Origin of the sequence: Escherichia sp. WS568 (assembly GCF_046486085.1) — a bacterium.
Lineage (GTDB): Bacteria > Pseudomonadota > Gammaproteobacteria > Enterobacterales > Enterobacteriaceae > Escherichia > Escherichia coli.
In genome coordinates, this window is the sequence record NZ_JBJQMC010000026.1 from 36,631 (window position 1) to 62,824 (window position 26,194).

A 26,194-nucleotide genomic window follows, 5' to 3' on the forward strand; every position below is an offset into this window, starting at 1 on the left:
CGTCATAACATAGCCGCAAACATTTCGTTTGCGGTCATAGCGTGGGTGCCGCCTGGCAAGTGCTTATTTTCAGGGGTATTTTGTAACATGGCAGAAAAACAAACTGCGAAAAGGAACCGTCGCGAGGAAATACTTCAGTCTCTGGCGCTGATGCTGGAATCCAGCGATGGAAGCCAACGTATCACGACGGCAAAACTGGCCGCCTCTGTCGGCGTTTCCGAAGCGGCACTGTATCGCCACTTCCCCAGTAAGACCCGCATGTTCGATAGCCTGATTGAGTTTATCGAAGATAGCCTGATTACTCGCATCAATCTGATTCTGAAAGATGAGAAAGACACCACAGCGCGCCTGCGTCTGATTGTGTTGCTGCTTCTCGGTTTTGGTGAGCGTAATCCTGGCCTGACCCGCATCCTCACTGGTCATGCACTAATGTTTGAACAGGATCGCCTGCAAGGGCGCATCAACCAGCTATTCGAGCGTATTGAAGCGCAGTTGCGTCAGGTATTGCGTGAAAAGAGAATGCGTGAGGGCGAAGGCTACGCGACGGATGAAACCCTGCTGGCAAGCCAGATCCTGGCCTTCTGTGAAGGTATGCTGTCACGCTTTGTCCGCAGCGAGTTTAAATACCGCCCGACGGATGACTTTGACGCCCGCTGGCCGCTAATTGCTGCACAGTTGCAGTAATATGACGCCGGATGACTTTTCATCCGGCGAGTTTCTTTAAACGCCAAACTCTTCGCGGTAGGCCTTAACCGCCGCCAGATGTTCCGCCATTTCTGGCTTCTCTTCGAGGTAAGCAATCAGGTCTTTCAGGGTGATGATAGAGATCACTTTGCAGTTGTAATCACGCTCAACTTCCTGAATTGCCGAAATCTCGCCGCGCCCCCGTTCCTGACGATCGAGCGAAATCAATACGCCAGCAAGCGTCGCGCCATTGGCCTGAATAATTTCCATCGACTCGCGAATCGCCGTTCCGGCGGTGATCACATCATCCACCAGCATTACGCGTCCTTGTAACGCGCTACCAACCAGATTGCCGCCTTCACCGTGGTCTTTTGCTTCTTTGCGGTTAAAGCAGTACGGCAGGTCCAGGTCATGATGCTCCGCCATCGCCACGGCAGTTGTGGTGGCAATCGGGATCCCTTTGTAAGCAGGGCCAAACAGCAGATCGAACTCAATGCCGGAATCCACCAATGCTTCAGCGTAAAAACGGCCTAACAGTGCCAGATCGCGCCCGGTATTAAACAGCCCGGCGTTGAAGAAATAGGGGCTTTTGCGCCCGGATTTCAGCGTAAACTCGCCAAACTTTAACACCTGCTTGCTAAGCGCAAATTCAATAAACTGGCGCTGATATAGTTTCATGCCTTCGCTCCTCATCTTACTTTTCTACAGACAAAAAAAAGGCGACTCATCAGTCGCCTTAAAAATCAGTTTGCCAGCGCCGCCTTCTGCGTCGCTACAATGGATTCGATTCCCCCTCGGGCCAGCGCCAACAAGGTGAGCAGCTCTTCATGGGTGAACGGCTCGCCTTCTGCCGTCCCCTGCACTTCAATGATGCGCCCGTCTTCGGTCATCACTACGTTCATGTCGGTCTCTGCGGCAGAGTCTTCAACGTATTCCAGATCGCAAACCGCTTCGCCGTTCACAATCCCGACAGAAACCGCGGCTACCATCCCTTTCATCGGGTTGGTTTTCAGCTTGCCGTTTTCCACCAGCTTCTGTAACGCATCTGCCAGCGCCACGCAGGCACCCGTAATCGAAGCGGTACGCGTGCCACCATCAGCCTGAAGCACGTCGCAGTCCAGCGTAATAGTGAACTCACCCAGCGCTTTCAAATCTACTGCTGCGCGAAGAGCACGGGCGATCAGACGCTGGATTTCCATTGTGCGCCCACCCTGCTTACCTTTCGCTGCTTCACGCGCGTTACGGGTGTGGGTAGAACGTGGCAGCATGCCGTACTCTGCGGTGATCCAGCCCTGGCCCTGACCTTTCAGGAAGCGCGGCACGCCTTCTTCAATAGAGGCGGTACACAATACTTTGGTATCGCCAAATTCGACCAGCACCGAGCCTTCTGCATGTTTTGTATAGTTACGAGTCAGGGTAACGGGACGCACCTGATTATTGCTACGGCCTGCTGGACGCATATTGAAATCTCCGGCTTGAAACAAATGTGGCTGCGCATTATACGGACTTCCGGCGGTTATTCCTATCCTGACAAGGCATCGATGGCTATAATCCTTCCACCTCTCCTTTTATAAACAGGAACGTCTATGATCCGCAGTATGACCGCCTACGCCCGGCGTGAAATCAAGGGTGAATGGGGGAGCGCAACCTGGGAAATGCGCTCGGTAAACCAGCGTTATCTGGAAACTTACTTTCGTCTGCCGGAGCAGTTCCGTAGCCTTGAACCTGTCGTTCGTGAGCGTATTCGTTCTCGCCTGACGCGCGGTAAAGTGGAATGTACCCTGCGCTATGAGCCAGATGTTAGCGCGCAAGGTGAGCTGATCCTCAACGAAAAACTGGCTAAACAGCTGGTAACTGCCGCGAACTGGGTAAAAATGCAGAGTGACGAAGGGGAAATCAATCCGGTTGATATTCTACGCTGGCCGGGCGTGATGGCAGCCCAGGAGCAGGATCTCGACGCGATTGCCGCTGAAATTCTCGCGGCGTTGGATGGTACGCTGGACGACTTTATCATCGCACGTGAAACCGAAGGTCAGGCGCTGAAAGTGTTGATTGAGCAGCGTCTGGAAGGCGTCAGCGCCGAAGTGGTCAAAGTCCGCGCCCATATGCCGGAAATCCTGCAATGGCAGCGTGAGCGTCTGGTCGCGAAGCTGGAAGATGCTCAGGTGCAACTGGAAAACAACCGTCTGGAGCAGGAGTTGGTTCTGCTGGCACAACGAATTGACGTTGCCGAAGAACTGGATCGCCTCGAAGCGCATGTCAAAGAGACCTACAACATTCTGAAGAAAAAAGAAGCGGTTGGCCGTCGTCTGGACTTTATGATGCAGGAGTTCAACCGCGAGTCGAACACTCTTGCTTCGAAGTCTATCAATGCCGAAGTGACAAACTCCGCGATTGAGCTGAAAGTGTTGATTGAGCAGATGCGCGAGCAGATTCAGAACATTGAATAACTCGTAACGCCAATTCTTCCTTTTCAGCCTTCACAAATGCCGCCCACTCAAACAGAGCGGCATTTTTCCTCCCCGCAACATTCAATTCTGTTTTGCGTGCCTGCTCCAGATTTTGCGATGTTTTTTTGCCCAGCGCAGTGAGAACGTGAGATACTCACAACTGTATATAAACACAGTTGTAAACTTACTTTCCTTGCAATCGATATCACATGGAGTGGGCAATGAACGAACATCATCAACCTTTTGAAGAAATACGGCATTATGGCACTGAAGGGCAAGAATTTTGGTCAGCGAGAGAATTGGCTCCGTTACTGGATTATCGGGACTGGCGCAATTTTCAAAAGGTACTGGCCCGCGCGACTCAAGCGTGCGAAGCCAGCAATCAAGCTGCATCTGACCATTTCGTTGAAACCACCAAAATGGTTGTATTAGGTTCAGGGGCTCAACGAGAACTTGAAGATGTTCATCTCTCCCGCTATGCCTGTTACCTGGTAGTACAAAACGGCGACCCTGCGAAACCGGTTATTGCGGCAGGGCAAACTTATTTTGCTATCCAGACCCGACGGCAGGAGCTGGCTGACGATGAAGCTTTCAGGCAACTTCGTGAAGACGAAAAGCGTCTTTTTCTGAGAAATGAGTTGAAAGAACATAACAAACAATTAGTTGAGGCAGCGCAGCAAGCTGGGGTAGCGACAGCTACCGATTTCGCCATATTTCAGAATCATGGTTACCGGGGACTGTATGGTGGATTAGATCAGAAAGCCATCCATCAGCGGAAGGGGCTGAAAAAGAGTCAGAAGATCCTGGATCATATGGGTTCAACAGAACTGGCGGCTAATCTCTTTCGAGCTACCCAAACAGAAGAAAAACTCAAGCGGGATGGCGTGAATTCAAAACAGCAAGCTAATACCACACACTTTGACGTGGGTAGCAAGGTGAGGCAAACCATTCAGGAACTTGGCGGAACCATGCCTGAAGAGTTGCCGACCCCGCAGGTCAGCATCAAGCAGTTGGAAAACAGTGTAAAAATTACAGAGAAGAAATAGCAGAAACTAAAAACTCTTTTTGTTGATTGAGATACCCGATGCGTAAGCCAAAGTCCAGGTGCGGTGAACACAATGGCTAAACATTGCACCTTTCTTTTCCACCCTCAATTTTAACCTATTTTTTCTTATGCATTTTCTCAGACAAGAAGTCAGAAGAATACATCTACGCTACAGAAAATAGCGATTTCACATAACTAAAAGTTATCAATTTCCTCTCACCTTAAAAAATCTCAATCGTGACAATACGCACAAATCGCTACCCTGCCAGACAGATTTTTAGGGAGAGAACCATGCTGTTACACATTTTGTATTTGGTTGGCATTACTGCCGAAGCCATGACGGGGGCGCTGGCGGCCGGACGACGGCGCATGGATACATTTGGCGTAATTATTATTGCGACCGCCACCGCAATTGGCGGAGGGTCAGTGCGCGATATTCTGCTGGGCCACTATCCGCTCGGCTGGGTCAAACACCCGGAATATGTGATTATTGTCGCTACCGCCGCAGTACTCACCACTATCGTTGCTCCTGTAATGCCTTACCTGCGCAAAGTGTTTCTGGTGCTCGATGCGCTCGGACTGGTAGTCTTTTCTATCATTGGCGCACAGGTTGCACTGGATATGGGACACGGCCCGATCATTGCCGTTGTCGCAGCTGTGACGACCGGCGTATTTGGCGGCGTTTTGCGCGATATGTTCTGTAAACGCATCCCACTGGTATTCCAGAAAGAGTTGTATGCCGGTGTCTCATTTGCCTCCGCCGTGCTGTACATCGCGCTGCAACATTATGTTTCTAACCATGATGTGGTGATTATCTCCACCCTGGTATTCGGCTTTTTTGCCCGCTTACTGGCGCTACGTCTTAAGCTGGGATTACCGGTCTTTTACTACAGCCACGAAGGTCACTAAGGTTCAAAACCTGTGATCTGCTGGGCAGCCAGCCAACTGCCCAGCTTCTTGATTTGCGCATTTTCCTTCCATTCAATAACCTGTCTGGCGCGCCCCGATCCAGTCCCCGGCAACTGCTGCCAGAACTGTTCTGTGCTAAATAAAAGTTGCGACCAGGACCGTTCATCACTGGCATTAAGCGCCGCCCGGGTTAGCGGTATTCCCATTGCCATCACCCAGCGAGTAAAAGGCTGCTGACGAGCCAGATTAAATTGATGCCATAACTGCGCACTTTTACTTTTCGCGATCCCCGGCGTGTTCTGTAATTGCTCTGGCGTTAATAAAAGCCAGGAAAAGATATGCTCAAAGCGATGAGTCTGATGCAGCGCGCGCCAGCCGGCCTCACCAATGCCATCCAGCCCAAGAACCTGTTTTGACCCCAGCCAGACTAAGCGTGAAATGAACTGTTCCTGACAAACATCAGAAGCAAAGTAGCAGGTCAACGAGTTAAAGCGGTTTTCTGGTGGTGTCGGTTTTGTACGTTCTGCACCGCGCCAGACCACATCATCAATGCGAGGAATACCCTGACCGGCAAGGCTGACGAGGATCTGATCACCAGGCGCAATATCCCACTCCTGCCAGCGCCTGACGGAACCAATATTCACCCGCTGGACTTTTTTATCATCCAGCATGACAGGTGCGAGTGACGCAACCACCGATATTTTACCGCTCTTACCCACCGCAAACTGAATCGCCTTCACTTCGGCAACCTGAGCTACAGGTTGATATTTCCAGGCCACCAGCCACTCCGCCTGGCCCGGTAGCCAATGACGGGATTCGGGTTCTTTCGCCGCTCGCACAACCACGCCATCGGTGACGAAGGGTAATTTTGCTTTCCACCACTCATTGCGTACGTGCGCAACCTCATCAGCATTTTTAACCGCACGGGTATACGTCTGCGTTAGAGTAAAACCTGCGGTAGCCAGCTCCTTTAAACGATCGGTCATTAACTGCGGTCCATCCGGCCATGCCCAGACAAAAACAGCCAGTGAGTTTAGCGTATCGCTATTCCCCTGGCGCATCATCAGGCCAGCAACTTTTGCGCGGGCATTTATTCCCCCCATTTGTTGTTGGATATGCCCCTTACGCTTGAGAAATATTTCCCCCTGAAGCGTGCTGTTGGCTAAAGGCCCGCTAACGGTTTGCGGCACAGCGGAAATTAAGCGAACTTTCTGCGTCCAGTCCTCGCCTTTCAGGCCATTACCGCGACTGATTGCTTTGTTCAGTTTCCCGTCCCGATAAACCAGGGTTACCGCAACGCCATCAACTTTTGGCTGCACCCAAAGATCGCTACGTTCGCGCATCCACAGACTTAATGCGTTTTTATCCGCCATTTTGCGTACACCCGTATGGGCAACCGGATGCATAACCGCACCGTTTAAAGGCGGCATCATAGCGTCGCGAGTCTCGTTCCCAAAACAGCGTTGCCACTGCGTGAGACGGGCGCTTAACTGATCGTAAACACCGTCTTCCACCTCACTTTTCCCTTCCTTCCAGTAGTCATCGTCCCACTGTTTTATTTGCTGTTGCAGGCGGGAAATTTCTTCCTGTGCTCTGGCTGGCGACCAGGCCGGACAGACTGCCCACGCCGATGATTGCCAGCACAAGATACTTATTAATATCGCCATCCATACTTTCATCATCACCTCCGCTGTAGATAGTCAGGCAGATATACAACGTGATGAAAGCAAAGCCGAGTGGCAAAAACGGAGTCTGCGAGGACGCTTCCTGAGAATCGTCTTTATTGCAGTGAATGACAGGCAAATGCGGAAGCAGCTACGCAAAACGCAACAACTTTGCGCAAAAAGTGTGAGCAAGGGCTACGTCACATGCCCGCGCCGTGTATAATAAGCTCGTATGTAGGCTTTATTTCGCTAATCACATACGAAAGATACTCATGGCTCAAGGCACGCTTTATATTGTTTCTGCCCCCAGTGGCGCGGGTAAATCCAGCCTGATTCAGGCTTTATTAAAAACCCAACCGTTGTATGACACCCAGGTTTCTGTTTCACACACCACACGCCAACCGCGTCCTGGTGAAGTCCACGGTGAACATTATTTCTTTGTTAATCATGATGAATTTAAAGAAATGATTAGCAGAGATGCGTTCCTCGAACACGCAGAAGTTTTTGGTAATTACTATGGCACTTCGCGTGAGGCCATTGAGCAAGTACTGGCGACCGGTGTCGATGTTTTTCTCGATATCGACTGGCAGGGTGCGCAGCAAATTCGCCAGAAGATGCCGCACGCGCGGAGTATCTTTATTTTACCGCCGTCCAAAATTGAACTGGACCGCCGTCTACGCGGTCGCGGTCAGGACAGCGAAGAGGTCATTGCAAAGCGTATGGCGCAAGCTGTTGCAGAAATGAGCCATTACGCCGAATATGATTACCTGATTGTGAATGATGACTTCGATACCGCGTTGACCGATTTGAAGACCATTATTCGCGCCGAACGTCTGCGCATGAGCCGCCAAAAGCAGCGTCATGACGCTTTAATCAGCAAATTGTTGGCAGACTGAACCTGATTTCAGTATCATGCCCAGTCATTTCTTCACCTGTGGAGCTTTTTAAGTATGGCACGCGTAACTGTTCAGGACGCTGTAGAGAAAATTGGTAACCGTTTTGACCTGGTACTGGTCGCCGCGCGTCGCGCTCGTCAGATGCAGGTAGGCGGAAAGGATCCGCTGGTACCGGAAGAAAACGATAAAACCACTGTAATCGCGCTGCGCGAAATCGAAGAAGGTCTGATCAACAACCAGATCCTCGACGTTCGTGAACGCCAGGAACAGCAAGAGCAGGAAGCCGCTGAATTACAAGCCGTTACCGCTATTGCTGAAGGTCGTCGTTAATCACAAAGCGGGTCGCCCTTGTATCTGTTTGAAAGCCTGAATCAACTGATTCAAACCTACCTGCCGGAAGACCAAATCAAGCGTCTGCGGCAGGCGTATCTCGTTGCACGTGATGCTCACGAGGGGCAAACACGTTCAAGCGGTGAACCCTATATCACGCACCCGGTGGCGGTTGCCTGCATTCTGGCCGAGATGAAACTCGACTATGAAACGCTGATGGCGGCGCTGCTGCATGACGTGATTGAAGATACTCCCGCCACCTACCAGGACATGGAACAGCTTTTTGGTAAAAGCGTCGCCGAGCTGGTAGAGGGGGTGTCGAAACTTGATAAGCTCAAGTTCCGCGATAAGAAAGAGGCGCAGGCCGAAAACTTTCGCAAGATGATTATGGCGATGGTGCAGGATATCCGCGTCATTCTCATCAAACTTGCCGACCGTACCCACAACATGCGCACGCTGGGCTCACTTCGCCCGGACAAACGTCGCCGCATCGCCCGTGAAACACTCGAAATTTACAGCCCGCTGGCGCACCGTTTAGGTATCCACCACATTAAAACCGAACTCGAAGAGCTGGGTTTTGAGGCGCTGTATCCCAACCGTTACCGCGTAATCAAAGAAGTGGTGAAAGCCGCACGCGGCAACCGTAAAGAGATGATCCAAAAAATCCTCTCTGAAATCGAAGGGCGTTTGCAGGAAGCGGGAATACCGTGCCGCGTCAGTGGTCGCGAGAAGCATCTTTATTCGATCTACTGCAAAATGGTGCTCAAAGAGCAGCGTTTTCACTCAATCATGGACATCTACGCTTTCCGCGTGATCGTCAATGATTCCGACACCTGTTATCGCGTGCTCGGGCAAATGCATAGCCTGTACAAGCCGCGTCCGGGTCGCGTGAAAGACTACATCGCCATTCCAAAAGCGAACGGCTATCAGTCTTTGCACACCTCGATGATTGGCCCGCACGGCGTGCCGGTTGAGGTCCAAATCCGTACCGAAGATATGGATCAGATGGCGGAGATGGGTGTTGCCGCGCACTGGGCTTATAAAGAGCACGGCGAAACCAGCACCACCGCGCAAATCCGCGCCCAGCGCTGGATGCAAAGCCTGCTGGAGCTGCAACAGAGTGCCGGTAGCTCGTTTGAATTTATCGAGAGCGTTAAATCCGATCTCTTCCCGGATGAGATTTACGTTTTCACACCGGAAGGGCGCATTGTCGAACTGCCTGCCGGTGCAACGCCCGTCGACTTCGCTTATGCGGTGCATACCGATATCGGTCATGCCTGCGTGGGCGCGCGTGTCGACCGTCAGCCTTACCCGCTGTCGCAGCCGCTTACCAGCGGTCAAACCGTTGAAATCATTACCGCACCGGGCGCTCGCCCGAATGCCGCGTGGCTGAACTTTGTCGTCAGCTCGAAAGCGCGCGCCAAAATTCGTCAGTTGCTGAAAAACCTCAAGCGTGATGATTCTGTAAGCCTGGGACGTCGTCTGCTCAACCATGCGTTGGGTGGTAGCCGTAAGCTCAATGAAATCCCGCAGGAAAATATTCAGCGCGAGCTGGACCGCATGAAGCTGGCAACGCTTGACGATCTGCTGGCTGAAATCGGCCTTGGTAACGCAATGAGCGTGGTGGTCGCGAAAAATCTGCAACATGGGGACGCCTCCATTCCACCGGCAACCCAAAGTCACGGACATCTGCCCATTAAAGGTGCCGATGGCGTGCTGATCACCTTTGCGAAATGCTGCCGCCCTATTCCTGGCGACCCGATTATCGCCCACGTGAGCCCCGGTAAAGGTCTGGTGATCCACCATGAATCCTGCCGTAACATCCGTGGCTACCAGAAAGAGCCAGAGAAGTTTATGGCTGTGGAATGGGATAAAGAGACGGCGCAGGAGTTCATCACCGAAATCAAGGTGGAGATGTTCAATCATCAGGGCGCGCTGGCAAACCTGACAGCGGCAATTAACACCACGACCTCGAATATTCAAAGTTTGAATACGGAAGAGAAAGATGGTCGCGTCTACAGCGCCTTTATTCGTCTGACCGCCCGTGACCGTGTGCATCTGGCGAATATCATGCGCAAAATCCGCGTGATGCCAGACGTGATTAAAGTCACCCGAAACCGAAATTAATGTTTTATGAACCCAACACGTTATGCACGTATCTGCGAAATGCTCGCCAGGCGGCAGCCTGATCTGACCGTCTGCATGGAGCAGGTCCACAAACCTCATAACGTTTCTGCGATTATTCGTACCGCAGATGCCGTTGGTGTACATGAAGTTCATGCTGTCTGGCCTGGTAGCCGGATGCGCACCATGGCTTCGGCAGCTGCGGGTAGTAACAGCTGGGTACAGGTGAAAACGCACCGCACCATTGGCGATGCCGTCGCTCATCTGAAAGGCCAGGGCATGCAGATTCTGGCAACCCATCTTTCTGATAACGCTGTCGATTTCCGCGAAATTGATTACACTCGCCCGACCTGTATTTTGATGGGACAGGAGAAAACAGGCATCACGCAGGAAGCGTTGGCCCTGGCGGATCGGGACATCATCATTCCGATGATTGGCATGGTGCAATCGCTGAATGTTTCCGTTGCCTCAGCCCTCATTCTTTACGAAGCCCAGCGCCAGCGGCAAAATGCGGGCATGTACCTGCGTGAAAACAGCATGTTGCCGGAAGCAGAGCAACAACGCCTGTTGTTTGAAGGCGGCTATCCGGTGCTGGCGAAAGTCGCAAAACGCAAAGGCCTGCCTTACCCCCACGTCAATCAGCAGGGCGAAATTGAAGCTGATGCCGACTGGTGGGCTACCATGCAGGCTGCAGGATAAGTGCCATGAAAGGTCGCCTGTTAGATGCTGTCCCGCTCAGTTCCCTAACGGGCGTTGGCGCAGCGCTTAGTAACAAGCTGGCGAAAATCAACCTGCATACCGTGCAGGATCTACTCTTACACCTTCCCCTGCGCTACGAAGATCGCACCCATCTCTACCCCATCGGAGAACTACTACCGGGCGTTTATGCCACGGTGGAAGGCGAAGTGCTGAACTGCAATATCTCCTTCGGCGGTCGGCGGATGATGACCTGCCAGATCAGCGACGGTTCCGGCATTCTCACCATGCGCTTTTTCAACTTCAACGCGGCAATGAAAAATAGCCTGGCGACGGGCCGCCGCGTGCTGGCCTATGGAGAAGCAAAGCGCGGTAAATATGGTGCGGAGATGATCCACCCGGAATACCGCGTGCAGGGCGATCTCAGTACGCCAGAGTTGCAGGAAACGCTTACGCCGGTTTATCCAACAACCGAAGGCGTAAAGCAGGCCACGCTGCGTAAATTAACCGACCAGGCGCTTGATCTGCTCGACACCTGCGCCATTGAAGAACTCCTGCCGCCGGAACTGTCACAAGGAATGATGACGCTACCGGAAGCGTTGCGCACTTTGCACCGCCCGCCGCCGACGCTACAGCTTAGCGATCTGGAAACCGGCCAGCATCCGGCACAACGCCGTCTGATTCTGGAGGAACTGCTGGCGCACAACCTCAGCATGTTAGCCTTACGTGCCGGAGCACAGCGTTTTCATGCCCAGCCACTGAGCGCCAATGACGCGCTGAAAAATAAACTCCTCGCCGCCTTACCGTTCAAGCCAACGGGCGCACAGGCACGCGTAGCGGCGGAGATCGAGCGCGATATGGCGCTGGATGTGCCGATGATGCGCCTGGTACAGGGCGATGTAGGTTCCGGTAAAACGCTGGTCGCCGCCCTCGCCGCGCTGCGTGCGATTGCCCACGGCAAACAGGTGGCATTGATGGCACCAACCGAATTACTCGCCGAACAGCACGCCAATAACTTCCGTAACTGGTTTGCACCGCTCGGTATCGAAGTGGGCTGGCTCGCCGGTAAGCAGAAAGGTAAAGCGCGGCTGGCACAGCAGGAAGCCATCGCCAGCGGTCAGGTGCAGATGATTGTCGGAACACACGCCATCTTCCAGGAACAGGTGCAGTTTAACGGTCTGGCGCTGGTGATTATCGACGAACAGCATCGTTTTGGCGTGCATCAGCGTCTGGCGTTATGGGAGAAAGGCCAGCAGCAGGGCTTCCATCCGCATCAGTTGATCATGACCGCCACGCCCATCCCCCGCACGCTGGCGATGACTGCGTATGCCGATCTCGATACCTCGGTGATAGATGAGCTGCCGCCAGGACGCACGCCAGTGACTACGGTCGCTATTCCTGATACCCGCCGTACCGACATTATTGACCGCGTGCGCCACGCCTGCATAACTGAAGGTCGTCAGGCATACTGGGTTTGTACGTTGATTGAAGAGTCGGAATTGCTGGAAGCGCAGGCGGCGGAAGCAACCTGGGAAGAGTTGAAACTGGCGTTGCCGGAACTGAACGTCGGCCTGGTACACGGGCGGATGAAACCTGCCGATAAACAGGCGGTGATGGCGTCGTTTAAACAAGGTGAACTACACCTGCTGGTTGCCACTACCGTTATTGAAGTCGGTGTTGATGTGCCTAACGCCAGTCTGATGATTATCGAAAACCCGGAGCGTCTGGGTCTGGCGCAGTTACACCAGCTTCGCGGGCGTGTAGGTCGTGGTGCGGTGGCTTCTCACTGCGTGCTGCTCTACAAAACGCCGCTCTCCAAAACCGCGCAAATTCGGCTGCAAGTGCTGCGCGACAGCAACGACGGTTTTGTGATTGCACAGAAAGACTTAGAGATTCGCGGACCGGGTGAACTGTTAGGTACGCGTCAGACGGGTAATGCTGAATTTAAAGTGGCGGATTTACTGCGCGATCAGGCGATGATCCCGGAAGTTCAGCGCCTGGCGCGACATATTCACGAACGTTACCCACAACAGGCAAAAGCCCTGATAGAACGCTGGATGCCGGAGACGGAACGTTACTCGAATGCGTAAAAGGCGGCGGTGAGAATACCGCCGCTTCATCGGTTAACCGGCAAAAATCGGCAACATCAAATACAGCTTAATCACCAGCGCATTGACGATATCGATAAAGAACGCACCGACCATCGGCACTACCAGGAACGCCATGTGCGACGGGCCAAAGCGTTCAGTGATCGCCTGCATGTTGGCGATTGCTGTTGGCGTTGCGCCAAGGCCAAAGCCACAGTGACCCGCAGCCAGCACTGCCGCATCGTAGTTTTTGCCCATCATGCGCCAGGTAACGAAGATGGCATACAACGCCATGAAGATGGTCTGTACCACCAGAATCGCCAGCATCGGCAGCGCCAGCGAAGCCAGCTCCCACAGTTTCAGCCCCATCAACGCCATCGCCAGGAACAACGACAGGCTTACGTTACCCAGCACGGATACCGCTCGCTCAAAGACGCGGTAAAAGCCCATCATTGACAGACCGTTGCTCAGAATCACGCCAACAAATAGTACACAGACGAAGGTCGGTAGTTCAAAAGCAGTACCAGCCAAAAGTTGCGCAACAATTTTCCCCACCGTCAGGCAGATAGCAATCAGCGCGATAGTTTCAATCAACACCAGCGAGGTGATCATGCGGCCCACATCCGGCTTTTCGAACGCGGTCGGAACTTCCTGGTCATCCGGAATACCGTTCGGTGTGGTGGAGTGTTTCACCAGATAGCGTGCCACCGGACCGCCAATCAAGCCGCCCAGCACCAAACCGAACGTTGCACAGGCCATCGCCACTTCTGTCGCATTGGTGAAGCCATAACGTTCAATGAACAATTTACTCCATGCAGCTCCCGTACCGTGACCGCCGGAAAGCGTAATAGAACCGGCCAACAGCCCCATCAGCGGATCAAGCCCTAACAGGCTAGCCATACCAATGCCAATGGCATTTTGCATCACCAACAGGCCAACAACCACAATCAAGAAGATGCCAACCACACGCCCACCGGCACGCAAACTGGCAATGTTGGCGTTCAGGCCAATGGTGGCGAAGAAAGCCAGCATCAACGGATCGCGCAGGGACATATCAAAGTTGACTTCCCAGCCCATGCTTTTTTTCAGTATCAGCAGCGCCAGCGCCACTAATAAACCACCCGCAACAGGTTCCGGTATGGTGTATTTCTTCAAAAAGGAGACGGAATGGACCAACTTGCGCCCGAGCAGCAACGTCAGCGTTGCGGCAACAAGCGTTGCTAAAGTATCGAGATGAAACATAGTTACTCCTTTGTGTCCGCATCACTCTTTCATACTCGTCATACTTCATCGCGCATTTGCAGTAAGGCGAAATATGACGAGTATCGAGTCATGCTTTCCTGGTTCGAATTCTTCGCTGAAAATAGAAAAATGGCATGGATTTTAAGCAGAAAACAACTAAAAGTTATATAAAAAAGTACATTTATCTCATTTAAATATTTAAACGAGGATGTAGCAAACGTTTGCTTTTCTCTTTCGGTCAGCTAAAATGCCCGCTTTGCTACCACGGGATTGTTTTCGATGTCTGTTTCCACCCTCGAGTCAGAAAATGCGCAACCGGTTGCGCAGACTCAAAACAGCGAACTGATTTACCGTCTTGAAGATCGTCCGCCGCTTCCTCAAACCCTGTTTGCCGCATGTCAGCATTTGCTGGCGATGTTCGTTGCGGTGATCACGCCAGCGCTATTAATCTGCCAGGCGCTGGGTTTACCGGCACAAGACACGCAACACATTATTAGTATGTCGCTGTTTGCCTCCGGTGTGGCATCGATTATTCAAATTAAGGCCTGGGGTCCGGTTGGCTCCGGGTTGTTGTCTATTCAGGGCACCAGCTTCAACTTTGTTGCTCCGCTGATTATGGGCGGCACAGCGCTGAAGACCGGTGGTGCTGATGTTCCTACCATGATGGCGGCTTTGTTCGGCACGTTGATGCTGGCAAGTTGTACCGAGATGGTGATCTCCCGCGTTCTGCATCTGGCGCGCCGCATTATTACGCCGCTGGTTTCTGGCGTTGTGGTGATGATTATCGGCCTGTCGCTAATTCAGGTGGGGCTGACCTCCATTGGCGGCGGTTACGCAGCCATGAGCGATAACACCTTCGGCGCACCGAAAAATCTGCTGCTGGCAGGCGTGGTCTTAGCCTTAATTATCCTGCTTAACCGTCAACGTAACCCTTACTTACGCGTGGCCTCACTGGTGATTGCGATGGCGGCCGGATATGCGCTGGCGTGGTTTATGGACATGTTGCCAGAAAGCAACGAACCGATGACGCAAGAACTGATTATGGTGCCAACGCCGCTCTATTACGGTCTTGGCATTGAATGGAGTCTGCTGCTGCCGCTGATGCTGGTCTTTATGATCACTTCGCTGGAAACCATTGGCGATATCACGGCGACCTCTGACGTTTCCGAACAGCCGGTTTCCGGTCCGCTGTACATGAAACGCCTGAAAGGCGGCGTGCTGGCAAACGGCCTGAACTCGTTTGTCTCGGCGGTATTTAATACCTTCCCGAACTCCTGCTTCGGGCAGAACAACGGGGTGATCCAGTTAACCGGTGTTGCCAGCCGCTATGTCGGTTTTGTCGTCGCGCTGATGTTGATCGTGCTGGGTCTGTTCCCGGCAGTGAGCGGTTTTGTGCAACACATTCCAGAACCGGTTCTGGGCGGCGCAACGCTTGTAATGTTTGGCACCATCGCTGCCTCCGGTGTGCGCATTGTGTCTCGTGAGCCGCTGAACCGTCGGGCGATTCTGATTATCGCGCTGTCGCTGGCGGTTGGTCTGGGCGTGTCTCAGCAGCCGCTGATTTTGCAGTTTGCCCCTGAATGGCTGAAAAACCTGCTCTCCTCCGGGATCGCCGCGGGCGGTATTACTGCCATCGTGCTGAATCTGATTTTCCCACCAGAAAAACAGTAATTCACTGGCGGCGGTAAGATAATTACCGCCGCAGTCTCACCTCTTTCACCATTCCCGCCTTGAGGATTGCGCGTAAATCGTGCATAACTCCCTTATGTGCATTTCACGGGATGGAAGACCATGAAATTTATTGGGAAGCTGCTTCTCTACATTCTCATCGCTCTGTTAGTGGTGATCGCTGGCCTCTATTTTCTGCTGCAAACTCGCTGGGGAGCAGAACATATCAGCGCATGGGTTTCCGAGAATAGCGACTATCATCTGGCCTTCGGGGCGATGGATCACCGTTTTTCCGCGCCATCTCATATCGTGCTGGAGAACGTCACGTTTGGCCGTGATGGCCAGCCCGCGACCCTGGTGGCAAAAAGTGTCGACATTGCGCTAAGCAGTCGGCAACTGACCGAACCACGCCATGTCGATACCATCCTGCTGGAAAACGGGACGCTGAATCTCACCGACCAGACCGCGCCGCTACCGTTCAAAGCCGATCGTCTGCAACTACGTGATATGGCGTTTAATAGCCCGAATAGCGAATGGAAACTGAGCGCGCAGCGGGTAAATGGCGGCGTGGTTCCTTGGTCACCAGAAGCCGGTAAAGTGCTGGGTACGAAGGCGCAGATTCAGTTTAGTGCCGGATCGCTTTCGCTCAATGATGTTCCTGCCACCAATGTACTGATTGAAGGCAGTATTGATAACGATCGCGTTACGCTGACTAACCTGGGTGCCGACATCGCCCGCGGGACATTAACCGGAAACGCGCAGCGTAACGCTGACGGCAGCTGGCAAGTGGAAAACCTGCGCATGGCGGATATCCGTCTACAAAGCGAAAAATCGCTAACCGACTTCTTTGCGCCATTACGCTCTGTCCCGTCGTTGCAGATTGGTCGCCTGGAAGTCATCGACGCTCGTTTGCAAGGTCCGGACTGGGCGGTGACCGACCTCGATCTCAGCTTGCGCAACATGACCTTCAGTAAAGATGACTGGCAGACACAGGAAGGTAAACTGTCGATGAACGCCAGCGAGTTTATTTATGGCTCGCTGCATTTATTTGATCCGATTATAAACGCGGAATTTTCCCCGCAGGGCGTAGCACTGCGCCAGTTCACCAGCCGCTGGGAAGGGGGCATGGTCAGAACGTCAGGGAACTGGTTGCGTGACGGGAAAATGTTGATCCTCGATGATGCGGCAATTGCCGGACTGGAATATACCTTGCCAAAAAACTGGCAACAGTTGTGGATGGAAACGACACCCGGTTGGTTAAACAGCCTGCAACTGAAGAGATTTAGCGCCAGCCGCAATCTGATCATTGATATCGACCCTGACTTCCCGTGGCAGCTCACCGCGCTCGATGGTTACGGTGCCAACCTGACGCTGGTTACCGATCATAAATGGGGCGTCTGGAGTGGTTCGGCGAATCTGAATGCCGCCGCCGCGACATTCAATCGTGTTGATGTTCGTCGCCCATCGCTGGCGCTGACCGCCAACAGCAGCACGGTGAATATCAGCGAACTGAGTGCATTTACTGAAAAAGGCATTCTGGAAGCCACCGCCAGTGTTTCACAAACGCCACAACGTCAGACCCATATCAGCCTGAATGGACGCGGTGTGCCGGTGAATATTTTGCAACAGTGGGGATGGCCTGAATTACCGTTGACTGGCGACGGCAATATTCAGCTTACCGCCAGCGGCAATATTCAGGCCAATATCCCGCTGAAACCTACGGTTAGCGGGCAATTGCATGCCGTGAATGCCGCAAAGCAGCAAGTGACTCAAACCATGAATGCGGGCGTAGTTTCCAGTGGTGAAGTTACGTCGACGGAGTCGGTGCAGTAAAAATAAGGACGCTAGCGGATATCAGCGCTAGCGTTCCCCGTTATTAGCGCAAAATTCCATACTCACTGCACAATAACCATTTCACCGGTTCATCTTCTTCTATCGCCGGAAAACGTCCTCCCGGCTCAAGAAAATAGTTATCGTGTTGGTCATCATTTACCATCGAGATTTCCCAGCCGAGAACAAACGCTTTTTCCGCCCAGAAGCGATGATACAGACGCGGCGGCAGGCAAATGCCCTGCCCCGGCTTTAGCACCAGCGTTTCACCAGGTTTCATGGTACGCCGCTGACCATCAACACTCACGGTAATGACTCGTTGATCATCACAGAGATTGGCTTCGTTGGCCCAGGCCAACTGCATGCATAAGTCTCCACCGCCCCGATTGAGGATATCTTCCATTTTGTGGGTGTGAAAATGCCAGGGAGTTTGCTGATCTTGTTGGATCTGCAACATTTTCTCAGCATACGGTTTTGGATATGCCGCCGCCCCCAGCGCGCCGTTGCGCATCGTTAGCAGTGTTAGTCCCGTTTGGTTGAAATCACCACGACCAAAATCGGTGATATCCCAACCGAGCTGTAAGTCGACCACTTCTTGCCAGTTATCCCGTTCCAGCTGCAGCCAGTCATCCACCGTAAAATAGGCGAACTCTGGCAAACAAACGCGGAAGGTCTGCGCAATGGCATGTGCTTTATCAATAACATAATTAATTTGTGAACGTTTCATTGGCTTCTCCGTTGCGCATAGCAAGCCAGGCAGCGCCACGCATTCCGCTACTGTCGCCGTGCAGTGCTTTTACAATGGGGGTGGTGAATTGGTCGGTGAAAACCAGAGGAGCGACTTCTGTGTTCAGATCGGCGATAAGCAGTTCCACATTCGAAAGCCCGCCGCCGATGACAATCACGCCAGGGTCAACAACGTTAACGATGGTTGCCAGCGTGCGGGCAAGCTGTTGGCGAAAACGTGCCACCTGCTGCATGGCACAAGCATCACCACGTTGTGCCAGGGTGACAATCGCCGCAGGAGTGAGCAAGTTACCAGTCATCTGTTGATAGCGTTCACTAAAACCGCTGCCGGAAACAAACGACTCCACGCAGTTGTGTTTGCCGCAATAGCAACTGACTGATGGACCATCTTCCTGCTCCATATAGCCTGGCAACGTGATATGACCGCATTCGGCAGCATTTCCCCAGGCCCCTATAAACGGTCGTTGCTTGATGGCAATGCCACCGCCGCAGCCCGAACCAAGCGTAATACCAAATACCACGTCATAATCTTGCCCGGCACCGTCGCAAGCTTCTGATAGCGCGAAACAGTTACCATCATTGGCTATCACCACCGGTTGCCCAAGCAATTGCTGCAAATCAGCCTGTAACGCATGACCGTTAATCACCTGAATATTCGCGTTTTTAATCAGGCCAGTGAGTGGCGAGATACTGCCGGGTAAGGCGATCCCTGTCAGCATCGGTCGTTGAACGTCCCGCCTAATCTGCTCGATAAGCGCCACAACGCATGAGACAAATTGTTGATATGTCGACTTTTGCGTCGGGCAGCGGTAACGGCGAATCTCCCAGCCATGCGCATCCATGACGACGGCGGCGATTTTGGTCCCACCAATATCCAACCCCAGATAGTGCATATCTCGTTCCTTGTTGCGTAAAAGGCGGGTTGCCCCGCCCTTCTGGCTTAGTACAGTGACGCTTTACCGATCGAACCGAACAGTTTCATTTTCTGGCGAATGACTTCCCGCGCCGCGTTAATCGCATCCGGATAGATGACGTTCGGGTCCCACCAGCTCTCTTTAGCGAGAATTTCACGCACTTTCTGGAAATAGGCGTATTTCATATCGCTGGAGATATTGATTTTGCCGACGCCGAGCGTAACTGATTCAGCAATCTCCGCGTCCGGGTTTGCCGAACCACCGTGTAGCACCAGCGGAATATCAATACGTCCGGCAATGTCGCGCAAAATGTCCATTTGCAGCTTCGGCTGCATCCCTTTTGGATAGATGCCATGCGCTGTACCAATCGCCACAGCCAGAGTGTCGGCACCTGTACGAGCAATAAAATCGGCGGCCTGCGCCGGATCTGTGTAGGTCACTTGTGAAACACCACCTTCTACCGACGTTCCTGTTTGTCCGATGGTTCCCAGTTCACCCTCAACCGACACTCCAACCGCGTGAGCGAGGCGAACCACTTCTGCGGTCAGCGCCACGTTTTCTTCATACGGCAGCAGCGAACCGTCGATCATTACTGAGGTAAATCCGCAGCGAATCGCACGCAAAACATGCTCTACAGAGGCACCATGATCGAGGTGCAGTACAAACGGGACCGGACTACGCTGGGTAATTTCGCGAACGTGAGCGAAAAAGGCATCGCCCACAAAATCATGTTCGCTGGGATGGATGGCAATAATCGCCGGAGTATTTGTCGCTTCTGCTTCATCCACGACTGCGCGAAGGAAACAGTTATCCGCCACATTAAATGCGCCAATGGCAAAGCCGTGCTGGCGGGTAGGTTGCAGTAATTCTTTCATCGAAACTAACATGTTAAATCTCCAGTTTCAGCGTGTAGTCCGCCCTGCCGGTGCGTTATTGCACTGGCATAAAGGCCATGACAGAAAATGAATCAGGCTTTGCCGATAGAGCCGCTCGCCTGTAAATACGGTGTAATCGCTTCTTCGAAGGCCAGTTCCATAGCTTTCAGCGCGTCCACCAGTTCAATGGATATATCGTGACAGAGGGTATGCAGGAGCGCGGATTTCCCCCGTTCAAAAATGGCCGCCCCCACGTTGATTTTTGCTACCCCCAGCGTCGTACAGAGCTGGAGCTGATCGAACGGCGTACCGCTACCGCCATGTAATGCCAGAGGCACGCTCGAGCAGTGGAAAATCTCCGCCAGACGCTGAAAATCAATAGCAGGTACAACACCAGGCGCGTACATGCCGTGCGCCGTGCCTACCGAGACGGCCAGTAGATCAATGCCTGTCTGCGCGATAAACGTTTCCACATCAGTGGGTTGCGTCATCAGGTCTGCATTGGCGGCCTGGTCGTAACGCGGCGCATCTGCCAGATGGCCCAGTTCGCCTTCCACGCAGAGCTGCGCGCTGGCGGCGAGTTCCACCACCGCCCTGGTCTGGCGCACGTTTTCCTCCAGGGGAAAAGCAGAAGCATCAATCATTAATCCGCTGAAACCAGCACGAAACGCCTGACGAATACAGTCCGGATTTTTGCCATGATCAAGCGCCAGAGCGACCGGTACTGAGGCAGATTCCGCGAGCGTTTTAACCACTGCCGCCGCGACGGGTGCTGGAAAATGCGCCAGATGCCCCTGATAGAGATTGAGAATGATCGGAGCGCGATTCTTCTCCGCCACGCGGATAGCTGCGTGAGCACTTTCCAGATTCATACAGTTGATCGCCAGTAAGGCGTAATGTTCATGCCAGGCTTTCATCACCATACTTTTCATATCGGCAAACATAGGGCCTCCGGTTATTCGAGGGTGAAAGTGATCTCTTCATCTTTCAGCTTTTGATCGCTCAGTTCGTCAAACTCTTCGTCGCGTTCCGTTACCGGTTTCTTCCAGAGTGAAAGCATCACGCCACAAATCACCGTGCCTATACCCAGCGCCAGGCAAAACAGCAGAGGATGGGTGAACAGAGGCACAACAAACATGCCGCCATGCGGAACCGGACTCTCCACGCCCCACACCATGATTAAGCCGCCCGCGACCGCCGATGCCACCACACAAGATCCCACTACTCGCAGCAGGTCACGCGCGGCGATCGGAATGACTCCTTCAGTGATCATGCAGATCCCCATCGGAAACGCGGCTTTCAGCGCCTCGCGCTCCGCACGGGTGTATTTATGCCGTGTCAGTAAGAACGAAAGTGTGATGCCAAACGGAGGGATGATTGAGCCGACAAATTTCACGGCTTCTGGTCCGTAGACGCCACTGACCAGCAAGCCATCGGAAAACAGCGACATGGTTTTGTTGACCGGACCACCGAAATCGAAGGTTGCCATCGCGCCAAGTATGGCCCCCATCAGGAAGCGCGATCCGCCCTGCATCGACTCGAGCAAATGAATCAGTGCTTCTTGTAACCAGGCGATGGGTTTACCAATCAGCGTCATCATTAACAGCCCACCGATAATGGTGCTTAATACCGGCAACACCATGATTGGCATGAGTCCTTGCATCGACTGCGGCAGGCGGATATAGCGTTTAAGTAGCAAAATGGTGTAGCCCACCAGGAAACCACCCAACATACCGCCAATAAATCCGGTATGGATTTGCCCACAGAGAAAGCCGACAATCAGGCCCGGGGCAAAACCGGGACGATCAGCAATAGAATAGGCAATTGCCGCGCTAATCAGCGGCACAATCAGCCCCATTCCCCAGCCGCCAATCTGATTAAGCATCCACGGGATTGTTCCTGTTTTTTCACCAACATCTGTACCGCCAAGAACTTGCCCCAACGCAATACATATCCCGGCGGCCACAATAAGGGGTATCATCCACGAGATGCCGGTTAATAAATGTTTTTTAATTTCCTGTGAAACCGGAATTTTATTTTCTTTCATATTAAGATCCCTCCAGTATAAGGATCATTTGTTTCCCAGTGATTTTTCGACCTTTTCAAGAAATTGAACGGGCGATTTAATGACGATCTCTGTCTTTACTCGCACAATACGTTTATTGGTGAAGCGTTCTTCTCCTTTTATTTTCACATCTACAGCAAGAATCACGACGTCAGCAGCAGAGATATCTGCCGCCTGTAATTCATTTTCTGTACCAATGGTTCCCTGGGTTTCAACTTTAATGGTATGGCCCAGAGCTTTTGCTCCTTTGATTAACTTTTCACGAGCAATATAGGTATGAGCAATACCCGCCGTACAGGCGGCAACACAGACAATATTCATGACATACTCCCTGTTATTTAGCAGACATCGGATTGTGCATACTGACTAAAGAGATCAATGATTTTTTGCGGACTCGTCTCAACTAACAATTGTTCTATGATGTCATCATCCGCCAGCGCGCCCGCGACCTGGGAAAGTAAACGGATATGGGTGGTATTTTGATCTTCAAGACGTACCGCAAATAAAATAATACAGCGCACGCTACTGCCATCCAGCGTTTCCCAGGGAATATCCTGGCGGGTACGGCCAATTGCCAGCGTAGTATTAATTACCGCAGAAGATTTACCATGCGGGATCGCAATATGATTTTCAAAACCAGTCGAGCCTTCCGCTTCGCGCTGCCAGACATCTTTAATAAAGGTTTCCCGACAATCGATCGCACCATCTTTTTTGAGAAGATTAGTTAATTCTTCAATCGCCTCCGCTTTATTCGTCGCTTGCATATCTAAAATAACGCGATTCGTATTCAGGATTTTTGTTATGTCCATTCGTCATACCTCATAAAATTCTGACATTAAATTTCAACGACCCGAGACGTCGCATGATGTAATTTTTCCGTAATCACCATTTCAGTGACCCGCTTAATATCGGCATCATTAAAAAAAGCGGTAACATAAGCGACCGGCATAGTGACTGTAGGCAAATTAATTGTCGAAATAATCAGTTCGATATTGTCAGGCAAAACCTGTGATAAATTCGCTGCTGAAATAACATCAACAATCGTCCATTCAGGAAATGCTCGCAGAATACGGCTTTTCAGTAGATGCGAAGTTCCGATTCCGGTTGAACAGACCAGTAATACACGTTTACGGGCAATTTGCCGCTCCATCGCAGCCTGAAAATGAACGGTCAGGTAACCCACTTCATCCTCGCTCACTGCATTCTCACCCCAGGTTTTAAATACCTGATTCACCACATATTGCGTCAACCGCCAGACATCCGCTAGTTCTGCTTTAATATCTTCCAACAATGGATTACGGATATGAATACGATAATTTAGTCGGTTAATCAGCGGTTTAATATGCACCATTAAGCCATCATATAATGCGCTGTCTTCACTAAAATCGCAGTCCACGATGTCACTGAATACCGTAATTAAACGCCAGGTAATCAGACGCGCTTCATTGCTGGCCTGCATATGTGAAATAATGCTCACATCTTTTTGTCCATCAATCGCCACACCTGATGAAATGATATATTGATAAATAAACCAGACTTCATCATCGGGCAATGTATGTGCAATTCGTTGTTCTATCTTATGAATCATCTGACTGGCAACATTAAAGATATTTTCATCATATTGCCTGGTTTGATCTTCTTCTCTTGATAACGCATTCCCGTGCGTGTTGCGATACATCATAATAAGGATGTGAGTAAAAATGTTAACGTAATAAGGTTCTCCCAAAGACCAACTTAATTCATTTTCCATATCCAGTAACAATGACTGGACAAATAACACTTCTTCCTCTCCAAAATAATGGACTAATGCTTTATAGCTTCCGGGATCCAGACGTGAATACACGACACCTTGCGGCTCATTATGGTTAATAATGCCGTTAATCAGTAATGCCATTGCCTGTCGGACTTGCCCTTCACTACCTTCAATATGCGTACCACTTGGGCTGCGGATCAATGATAACCCCAACGGCGCAAGCCAGGACTCAATTACTCTCAGGTCATTAACAATAGAGGCTCCGCTGATAAAGTAGCGTTCTGACAATTTACTGATCGACGTTTCATTCGGTGTTTCACTTAATAACTGCGACGCTATTTTAACGCGCCTGGCATTATTCATTACACCATCAATCTCTTCACATTCTGCTCCCAACAAATGATCAAGATGCAGCAAATCAGCAATATTCTCCGCGCTTAACATCACACCCGCGCCAGCACGCTTCTCAACATTTATTCTCCATTGCCCCAGCCATTGCTCAAGTAAACGTAAATCACGTTGAATGGTTTTTTCCGAAACATTTAAATAGCCGGCAATTGTAACAATAGTCGTATATTCCCTTCGTGGTAGAAGGAATCGTAATAATCTGTTTTGTCGCGAGGTAATCATTTGCATTTTTTACCCTTATCACAGATTAAGAAGCCCCATATGGAAGAGCTTCAGTTGCCATCTCTGAGGGTAAATATAAAGCAGAATAATTTCACAACAATACTAAAATATGTCCGTAATCCGGACAGTGATAAAACAAAGCAAGGCGGTTAAGGGATATTTTTCAGCACAGATCACATTTTCGTGATGAATAATCGTGATCATGCTCGCAAATACGATGGAAGAAATATTTATTACCAGATGTGAGATTATTTACCGGATACGACACAAAACCATTCGTATCCGGCATTCTTCAATAGATTACAACGTAATTGTCAGCGCATTCCCTTGAGGCGTCACCACCAGCCCCAGCTCACTTTCAGCCTGCGAACCGCCTTGCAGACCATTTACTTTCACAACATTGCGCAAGCACAGCGTCCAGTTCTTCGCCTCGCCCGTACCATTCACAGTAATTGTGTTGCCAGTACGCGCCGCTTTCAGGGTGAAAAGAACGGAACCATCGGCAGCGGGCACTTCACAGATGGCTTCATGCCCGTCTTGCAGATTAAAGAGGTGGAATGCCGTGCCTTCGTGCCACTCGTAATCGGGACGTTGCTCGTTGTTGCCCAGCGCCAGTAGGGTGTTATCACGCACATAAACGGGCAGACTCAGGAAGCCGTGCTGCTGTTTATGCCAGCGACTACCATCGAGTTCATCGTTGTGCCACAGGTGTGTCCAGCGACCTTCCGGCAAGTAGAACTGCACATCGCCCGATTCAGTGAACACCGGAGCAACCATCACGTTGTCGCCTAACATGTATTGACGGTCAAGGTAATCACAAGCCGGATCGTCCGGGAACTCCATCATCATGGCCCGCATCATCGGCGTACCCCGCGCGTTCGCACGAGCAGCCTCACGATACAGATACGGCATCATGCGGCATTTCAGTTGCGTGAAGAAGCGCACCACATCACAGGACTCATCATCATAGGCCCACGGCACACGATAAGATTTGCTGCCGTGTAAACGGCTATGGCTGGAGAGCAAACCAAACGCGCACCAGCGTTTGTAAACGTGCGCCGGAGCGGTATTTTCAAAGCCGCCGATATCGTGGCTCCAGAAGCCAAAACCTGAAAGGCCAATAGACAAACCACCGCGCAGGCTTTCCGCCATTGATTCGTAGTTAGCGTAACAGTCGCCACCCCAGTGTACCGGAAATTTCTGCGCACCAACGGAGGCCGAGCGGGCAAACAAGACGGCTTCTTCCTCACCAACGGTGTCCTTGAGCACGTTCCACACCAGTTCGTTGTAGATGTACGCATAATGGTTATGCATTTTCTGCGGATCGGAACCGTCAAACCATTGAACATCGGTTGGAATACGTTCGCCAAAGTCGGTCTTAAAGCAATCAACGCCCATCGCGACCAGACCTTTCAGTTTGTCGGCGTACCATTTGCAGGCATCCGGATTGGTAAAGTCATAAATCGCCAGACCTGGCTGTAATGCCAGTCAGTTAAGCAACTGACTGGCTCTTTTTCGGGGCTGTGGGGTATTTCCAGGGCCTCTCCTTTACCACTCTCGGGAAGGCCCTTTCCCTTCTTGTCGG

General features: G+C 51.8%; 24 protein-coding genes and 1 pseudogene. 11 read left to right on the forward strand and 14 right to left on the reverse strand.

What is annotated here, in order from left to right:
* Window positions 1–87 precede the first annotated feature (87 nt).
* Window positions 88–684 carry a nucleoid occlusion factor SlmA gene (gene slmA / locus ACJHWR_RS21770; protein ID WP_000818598.1) on the forward strand — a complete coding sequence of 199 codons (597 nt, stop codon included), beginning with the start codon at window positions 88–90 and terminating at the stop codon, window positions 682–684.
* Window positions 685–720: 36 nt separating this feature from the next.
* Here the strand turns inward: slmA and pyrE are convergent, their stop codons facing one another.
* A complete protein-coding gene (gene pyrE, locus ACJHWR_RS21775) occupies window positions 721–1,362 on the reverse strand; it encodes an orotate phosphoribosyltransferase (RefSeq protein ID WP_000781153.1) in 642 nt (213 codons plus the stop codon).
* A gap of 65 nt (window positions 1,363–1,427) precedes the next feature.
* Window positions 1,428–2,144, reverse strand: coding sequence for a ribonuclease PH (rph, locus tag ACJHWR_RS21780; protein WP_001247093.1), 717 nt, complete (start codon window positions 2,142–2,144; stop codon window positions 1,428–1,430).
* A 126-nt stretch (window positions 2,145–2,270) separates the two neighbouring features.
* Between rph and ACJHWR_RS21785 the strand changes: the two genes are divergently transcribed.
* The 3 genes from ACJHWR_RS21785 (at window position 2,271) to ACJHWR_RS21795 (ending at window position 5,088) form a co-directional block, all read left to right on the forward strand.
* Window positions 2,271–3,134 carry a YicC/YloC family endoribonuclease gene (locus tag ACJHWR_RS21785; RefSeq protein WP_000621328.1) on the forward strand — a complete coding sequence of 288 codons (864 nt, stop codon included), beginning with the start codon at window positions 2,271–2,273 and terminating at the stop codon, window positions 3,132–3,134.
* A 221-nt stretch (window positions 3,135–3,355) separates the two neighbouring features.
* Window positions 3,356–4,180 (forward strand): DNA damage-inducible protein D, encoded by an 825-nt coding sequence (gene dinD / locus ACJHWR_RS21790; RefSeq protein WP_001361559.1) that lies wholly within the window; start codon window positions 3,356–3,358, stop codon window positions 4,178–4,180.
* A gap of 290 nt (window positions 4,181–4,470) precedes the next feature.
* Window positions 4,471–5,088, forward strand: coding sequence for a trimeric intracellular cation channel family protein (locus tag ACJHWR_RS21795; RefSeq protein WP_000924289.1), 618 nt, complete (start codon window positions 4,471–4,473; stop codon window positions 5,086–5,088).
* Here the strand turns inward: ACJHWR_RS21795 and ligB are convergent.
* Window positions 5,085–6,767: an NAD-dependent DNA ligase LigB gene (gene ligB / locus ACJHWR_RS21800; protein WP_001361558.1), complete on the reverse strand. Its 1,683-nt coding sequence runs from the start codon at window positions 6,765–6,767 to the stop codon at window positions 5,085–5,087. The two genes, ACJHWR_RS21795 and ligB, sit on opposite strands and share 4 nt — an antisense overlap.
* Window positions 6,768–7,024: 257 nt before the next feature.
* Here ligB and gmk point away from each other — a divergent pair, with 257 nt between their 5' ends.
* Genes gmk through recG form a run of 5 tightly spaced genes read left to right on the forward strand, consistent with a single transcriptional unit; the run spans window position 7,025 to window position 12,888 of the window.
* Window positions 7,025–7,648 (forward strand): guanylate kinase, encoded by a 624-nt coding sequence (gene gmk, locus ACJHWR_RS21805; RefSeq protein ID WP_001295237.1) that lies wholly within the window; start codon window positions 7,025–7,027, stop codon window positions 7,646–7,648.
* Between the two features lie 54 nt (window positions 7,649–7,702).
* Window positions 7,703–7,978: a DNA-directed RNA polymerase subunit omega gene (gene rpoZ, locus ACJHWR_RS21810; protein WP_000135058.1), complete on the forward strand. Its 276-nt coding sequence runs from the start codon at window positions 7,703–7,705 to the stop codon at window positions 7,976–7,978.
* A gap of 18 nt (window positions 7,979–7,996) precedes the next feature.
* On the forward strand, window positions 7,997–10,105 hold the full coding sequence (gene spoT, locus ACJHWR_RS21815) for a bifunctional GTP diphosphokinase/guanosine-3',5'-bis pyrophosphate 3'-pyrophosphohydrolase (RefSeq protein ID WP_000280488.1): 2,109 nt from the start codon (window positions 7,997–7,999) through the stop codon (window positions 10,103–10,105).
* Between the two features lie 6 nt (window positions 10,106–10,111).
* The gene (gene trmH, locus ACJHWR_RS21820; protein WP_001070187.1) at window positions 10,112–10,801 is read left to right on the forward strand and encodes a tRNA (guanosine(18)-2'-O)-methyltransferase TrmH; all 690 of its coding nucleotides are present in this window, start codon (window positions 10,112–10,114) and stop codon (window positions 10,799–10,801) included.
* A gap of 5 nt (window positions 10,802–10,806) precedes the next feature.
* Window positions 10,807–12,888, forward strand: a complete 2,082-nt coding sequence (recG, locus tag ACJHWR_RS21825) for an ATP-dependent DNA helicase RecG (protein WP_000678396.1) — start codon at window positions 10,807–10,809, stop codon at window positions 12,886–12,888.
* 33 nt (window positions 12,889–12,921) lie between these two features.
* Here recG and gltS read toward each other — a convergent pair whose 3' ends face one another.
* The gene (gltS, locus tag ACJHWR_RS21830; protein WP_000468822.1) at window positions 12,922–14,127 is read right to left on the reverse strand and encodes a sodium/glutamate symporter; all 1,206 of its coding nucleotides are present in this window, start codon (window positions 14,125–14,127) and stop codon (window positions 12,922–12,924) included.
* 279 nt (window positions 14,128–14,406) lie between these two features.
* Here gltS and xanP point away from each other — a divergent pair, with 279 nt between their 5' ends.
* Both xanP and ACJHWR_RS21840 read left to right on the forward strand, forming a co-directional pair.
* Window positions 14,407–15,798, forward strand: a complete 1,392-nt coding sequence (gene xanP / locus ACJHWR_RS21835) for a xanthine/proton symporter XanP (RefSeq protein WP_001330372.1) — start codon at window positions 14,407–14,409, stop codon at window positions 15,796–15,798.
* 120 nt (window positions 15,799–15,918) lie between these two features.
* Entirely contained in the window at window positions 15,919–17,628 is a 1,710-nt protein-coding gene (locus tag ACJHWR_RS21840; RefSeq protein WP_012311966.1) for an AsmA family protein, read from the forward strand.
* A gap of 43 nt (window positions 17,629–17,671) precedes the next feature.
* On the opposite strand, the gene ACJHWR_RS21845 is transcribed toward ACJHWR_RS21840, so the two are convergent.
* The 10 genes and pseudogenes from ACJHWR_RS21845 to ACJHWR_RS21890 form a co-directional block, all read right to left on the reverse strand.
* Window positions 17,672–18,352 (reverse strand): D-lyxose/D-mannose family sugar isomerase, encoded by a 681-nt coding sequence (locus tag ACJHWR_RS21845; RefSeq protein WP_012311659.1) that lies wholly within the window; start codon window positions 18,350–18,352, stop codon window positions 17,672–17,674.
* Window positions 18,333–19,265 (reverse strand): ROK family protein, encoded by a 933-nt coding sequence (locus ACJHWR_RS21850; RefSeq protein WP_000559084.1) that lies wholly within the window; start codon window positions 19,263–19,265, stop codon window positions 18,333–18,335. Before ACJHWR_RS21850 ends, ACJHWR_RS21845 begins: the two co-directional genes overlap by 20 nt.
* Window positions 19,266–19,312: 47 nt before the next feature.
* Complete coding sequence (locus ACJHWR_RS21855) at window positions 19,313–20,173, reverse strand: ketose-bisphosphate aldolase (RefSeq protein ID WP_000961379.1); 861 nt, start codon at window positions 20,171–20,173, stop codon at window positions 19,313–19,315.
* 80 nt (window positions 20,174–20,253) lie between these two features.
* The gene (locus tag ACJHWR_RS21860) at window positions 20,254–21,105 is read right to left on the reverse strand and encodes a class II fructose-bisphosphate aldolase (RefSeq protein ID WP_000457125.1); all 852 of its coding nucleotides are present in this window, start codon (window positions 21,103–21,105) and stop codon (window positions 20,254–20,256) included.
* An 11-nt stretch (window positions 21,106–21,116) separates the two neighbouring features.
* Window positions 21,117–22,208 (reverse strand): PTS fructose transporter subunit IIC, encoded by a 1,092-nt coding sequence (locus ACJHWR_RS21865; RefSeq protein WP_000662199.1) that lies wholly within the window; start codon window positions 22,206–22,208, stop codon window positions 21,117–21,119.
* A gap of 24 nt (window positions 22,209–22,232) precedes the next feature.
* The gene (locus ACJHWR_RS21870) at window positions 22,233–22,547 is read right to left on the reverse strand and encodes a PTS fructose transporter subunit IIB (protein ID WP_001028073.1); all 315 of its coding nucleotides are present in this window, start codon (window positions 22,545–22,547) and stop codon (window positions 22,233–22,235) included.
* A 17-nt stretch (window positions 22,548–22,564) separates the two neighbouring features.
* Window positions 22,565–23,035 (reverse strand): PTS sugar transporter subunit IIA, encoded by a 471-nt coding sequence (locus tag ACJHWR_RS21875; RefSeq protein WP_000355546.1) that lies wholly within the window; start codon window positions 23,033–23,035, stop codon window positions 22,565–22,567.
* A gap of 26 nt (window positions 23,036–23,061) precedes the next feature.
* Window positions 23,062–24,615, reverse strand: a complete 1,554-nt coding sequence (locus ACJHWR_RS21880) for a BglG family transcription antiterminator (RefSeq protein WP_012311665.1) — start codon at window positions 24,613–24,615, stop codon at window positions 23,062–23,064.
* 294 nt (window positions 24,616–24,909) lie between these two features.
* Window positions 24,910–26,088 (reverse strand): annotated as a pseudogene (yicI, locus tag ACJHWR_RS21885) (alpha-xylosidase); the annotation flags it as partial.
* Between the two features lie 13 nt (window positions 26,089–26,101).
* On the reverse strand, window positions 26,102–26,194 hold a 93-nt coding region (locus ACJHWR_RS21890; RefSeq protein WP_223963351.1), incomplete at its 5' end, for a hypothetical protein.

What these genes read in the sequence shown, in the direction of transcription:
- slmA (WP_000818598.1), top strand. Translation starts at nt 88, where the DNA reads ATGGCAGAAAAACAAACTGCGAAAAGGAACCGTCGCGAGGAAATACTT.
- pyrE (WP_000781153.1), bottom strand. Translation starts at nt 1,362, where the DNA reads ATGAAACTATATCAGCGCCAGTTTATTGAATTTGCGCTTAGCAAGCAG.
- rph (WP_001247093.1), bottom strand. Translation starts at nt 2,144, where the DNA reads ATGCGTCCAGCAGGCCGTAGCAATAATCAGGTGCGTCCCGTTACCCTG.
- ACJHWR_RS21785 (WP_000621328.1), top strand. Translation starts at nt 2,271, where the DNA reads ATGATCCGCAGTATGACCGCCTACGCCCGGCGTGAAATCAAGGGTGAA.
- dinD (WP_001361559.1), top strand. Translation starts at nt 3,356, where the DNA reads ATGAACGAACATCATCAACCTTTTGAAGAAATACGGCATTATGGCACT.
- ACJHWR_RS21795 (WP_000924289.1), top strand. Translation starts at nt 4,471, where the DNA reads ATGCTGTTACACATTTTGTATTTGGTTGGCATTACTGCCGAAGCCATG.
- ligB (WP_001361558.1), bottom strand. Translation starts at nt 6,767, where the DNA reads ATGAAAGTATGGATGGCGATATTAATAAGTATCTTGTGCTGGCAATCA.
- gmk (WP_001295237.1), top strand. Translation starts at nt 7,025, where the DNA reads ATGGCTCAAGGCACGCTTTATATTGTTTCTGCCCCCAGTGGCGCGGGT.
- rpoZ (WP_000135058.1), top strand. Translation starts at nt 7,703, where the DNA reads ATGGCACGCGTAACTGTTCAGGACGCTGTAGAGAAAATTGGTAACCGT.
- trmH (WP_001070187.1), top strand. Translation starts at nt 10,112, where the DNA reads ATGAACCCAACACGTTATGCACGTATCTGCGAAATGCTCGCCAGGCGG.
- recG (WP_000678396.1), top strand. Translation starts at nt 10,807, where the DNA reads ATGAAAGGTCGCCTGTTAGATGCTGTCCCGCTCAGTTCCCTAACGGGC.
- gltS (WP_000468822.1), bottom strand. Translation starts at nt 14,127, where the DNA reads ATGTTTCATCTCGATACTTTAGCAACGCTTGTTGCCGCAACGCTGACG.
- xanP (WP_001330372.1), top strand. Translation starts at nt 14,407, where the DNA reads ATGTCTGTTTCCACCCTCGAGTCAGAAAATGCGCAACCGGTTGCGCAG.
- ACJHWR_RS21840 (WP_012311966.1), top strand. Translation starts at nt 15,919, where the DNA reads ATGAAATTTATTGGGAAGCTGCTTCTCTACATTCTCATCGCTCTGTTA.
- ACJHWR_RS21845 (WP_012311659.1), bottom strand. Translation starts at nt 18,352, where the DNA reads ATGAAACGTTCACAAATTAATTATGTTATTGATAAAGCACATGCCATT.
- ACJHWR_RS21850 (WP_000559084.1), bottom strand. Translation starts at nt 19,265, where the DNA reads ATGCACTATCTGGGGTTGGATATTGGTGGGACCAAAATCGCCGCCGTC.
- ACJHWR_RS21855 (WP_000961379.1), bottom strand. Translation starts at nt 20,173, where the DNA reads ATGTTAGTTTCGATGAAAGAATTACTGCAACCTACCCGCCAGCACGGC.
- ACJHWR_RS21860 (WP_000457125.1), bottom strand. Translation starts at nt 21,105, where the DNA reads ATGTTTGCCGATATGAAAAGTATGGTGATGAAAGCCTGGCATGAACAT.
- ACJHWR_RS21865 (WP_000662199.1), bottom strand. Translation starts at nt 22,208, where the DNA reads ATGAAAGAAAATAAAATTCCGGTTTCACAGGAAATTAAAAAACATTTA.
- ACJHWR_RS21870 (WP_001028073.1), bottom strand. Translation starts at nt 22,547, where the DNA reads ATGAATATTGTCTGTGTTGCCGCCTGTACGGCGGGTATTGCTCATACC.
- ACJHWR_RS21875 (WP_000355546.1), bottom strand. Translation starts at nt 23,035, where the DNA reads ATGGACATAACAAAAATCCTGAATACGAATCGCGTTATTTTAGATATG.
- ACJHWR_RS21880 (WP_012311665.1), bottom strand. Translation starts at nt 24,615, where the DNA reads ATGCAAATGATTACCTCGCGACAAAACAGATTATTACGATTCCTTCTA.